Genomic DNA, 2,016 nt, shown 5'->3' with positions numbered 1-2,016 from the left:
AACCGGGTAAGGGCCACCGTTGCCGGTGACCCTCCCCACACCACCTAGCATGCGGGTCCGCACTAGGCGGTTCGACGAAGGGGAGCAAGCTCTGCCCAGAGTGTCTTGATGCTGAGGAGTCCCTGTTCTGCAAGCCACGCATTGTTGAGCCCCACGCCGCTGGCGATGGTTTTGGACATGTGCCAGTAGCCTTGGCGACTGCGTGCGTGGCGAATCGCTTGACGTCGCGGAACGCCGAGCCGAATGAGCATTTCGCGTCGGCGTTTCGGCCGACGCCACTGTTTCCAGTGACACATTCGAATGCGACGACGTATCCACTGGTCGAGTCTGTCGAACAGCTTCAACTGAGACGCCAAGCCGAAGTAGCCCATCCAGCCGCGAACGTATCGTCGCAGTCTGCCCAAGCGATCCTCCATCGAGATGCCCCGGCTGCGGCCGGTAATCTCGCGGATACGCTGCTTGAACTTCCGGACGGACTTCGCCGCTACGTTGATCGTCGCGCGCGATTTGACGAATGCGAATCCAAGGAACTCGAATTCTGTGCTGGCGACAACCTGGCTCTTCTCTTGGTTCACCACCAAGCGAAGGGCGCCAGTCAAGTAGCGCGAGACCGATGTCATGATTCGCTCGGCACTACGTTTCGATTTCGCAAAGACGGCGAAATCATCCGCGTACCGCACGAACGGCAGCCCTCGGCGTTCCAACTCCTTGTCCAGATCGTCAAGCAGGATGTTGCTTAAGATCGGGCTGAGTGGACCGCCTTGGGGCGTGCCAATATCGGTTGGTTGCAGAGCTCCATCGACCATCACGCCCGCTCGCAGGTAGCGGCCGATCAATCGCAGCAGCAGCTTGTCGTCGACTCGACGAGCGACACGCGTCAGCAGGACGTCGTGCTGAACTCGGTCGAAGAACTTCGACAGATCGATGTCGGCGGCATAGCGATGACCACGACGGATCGTACGCCCGACCTGCTTGGCTGCTCCATGAGCAGAGCGTTGGGGCCGAAAACCGAAGCTCGACTCGCTGAAATGCGGGTCGAAGATCGGCGTCAGGACCTGGACGATGGCTTGCTGAATCAGTCGGTCGAGCACGTTTGGGATACCGAGCAACCGCTGGCCGCCATCGGGTTTGTCGATGGTTTTGCGCCGCACCGGTCCTGGCCGGTACGTCCCACCGAGGAGCTGCTGTCGGACCTGCGGCCACCGTGTTCGGAACCAGTCGGGGAACTTCGTGATCGTGATCCCATCGGGGCCGGGGGCTCCGCGGTTCGCTTTCACGTTTCTCCAGGCGGTTTCGAGGTTGGCCTGGTCGACAACGGCCTCCATCAAAGACATCGGGAATAAGCTCAAGGCTGGCTGCTCGGCCCGCGCCGCTACGGTTCGTCCCGGTCGGGATAGTGAACGTGTGGTCTCGTCGCCTCGGCCAGCAGGGTGGTCCTGCTGGGTTGGCGCCGAGGGGTTCCCTCGTAGCGAGTTGGTCGATGGCTCCTCCTTGTTCTTCATCGTTCGGTCCTTCCCGTCTCGATTGGTTTTCGAGGGTCGGTACTACGACCTCGGCTGACTCCTGCCTCGCCCGCCGTGGATGGCTCCGCGGCGTTCCAGCCTTTCAGGCAAGCCTTACTCGCTGGAGCGACCGACGGCTCGCAGGCCGTCGGGCAGGTCTCCCCGGATAAGAGCGTGATGCTTCGCTGCGCAAGCTCGCCATTTACCTGAGCGACCGACTGGGAACGGCTTCGTGATGTTGTGCTCACTCGCCTGGTCGAACCGGCCTTGTATGGCGTTTCTGTTCGTAGCCTCGCAGCTTTGACGAGAATGCGACCGGCGGCGAAATCAGGCCGGTGCTTACGCACGCATTCGCAGGCTTCCTCCCCACGGTCGGTCGCCCTTCCGCAGTTGCCCTCGTCTAGTACTTTGTCGATCGGAGCCGGCATTTGGTAGACTGATCTCCGTGAGACTCCCAGTCTCGTACAGGGGACTTGCACCCCACAACAATCACGCCCGTGCCGGGCGTACACAA

The 2,016-nt window shown here is 61.4% G+C and carries 1 protein-coding gene; it reads right to left on the bottom strand.

Going from position 1 to position 2,016, the window contains the following annotated elements:
• Positions 1–62 precede the first annotated feature (62 nt).
• A complete protein-coding gene (gene ltrA / locus Pla123a_RS24355; RefSeq protein ID WP_197527670.1) occupies positions 63–1,334 on the bottom strand; it encodes a group II intron reverse transcriptase/maturase in 1,272 nt (423 codons plus the stop codon).
• Between the last annotated feature and the right edge of the window lie 682 nt (positions 1,335–2,016).

Origin of the sequence: Posidoniimonas polymericola, from assembly GCF_007859935.1 — a bacterium.
Lineage (GTDB): Bacteria > Planctomycetota > Planctomycetia > Pirellulales > Lacipirellulaceae > Posidoniimonas > Posidoniimonas polymericola.
Note: the sequence above shows the minus strand (reverse complement) of the source record. Positions and strands in the feature narration are given on the sequence as shown.

What these genes read in the sequence shown, in the direction of transcription:
- ltrA (WP_197527670.1), bottom strand. Translation starts at nt 1,334, where the DNA reads ATGTCTTTGATGGAGGCCGTTGTCGACCAGGCCAACCTCGAAACCGCC.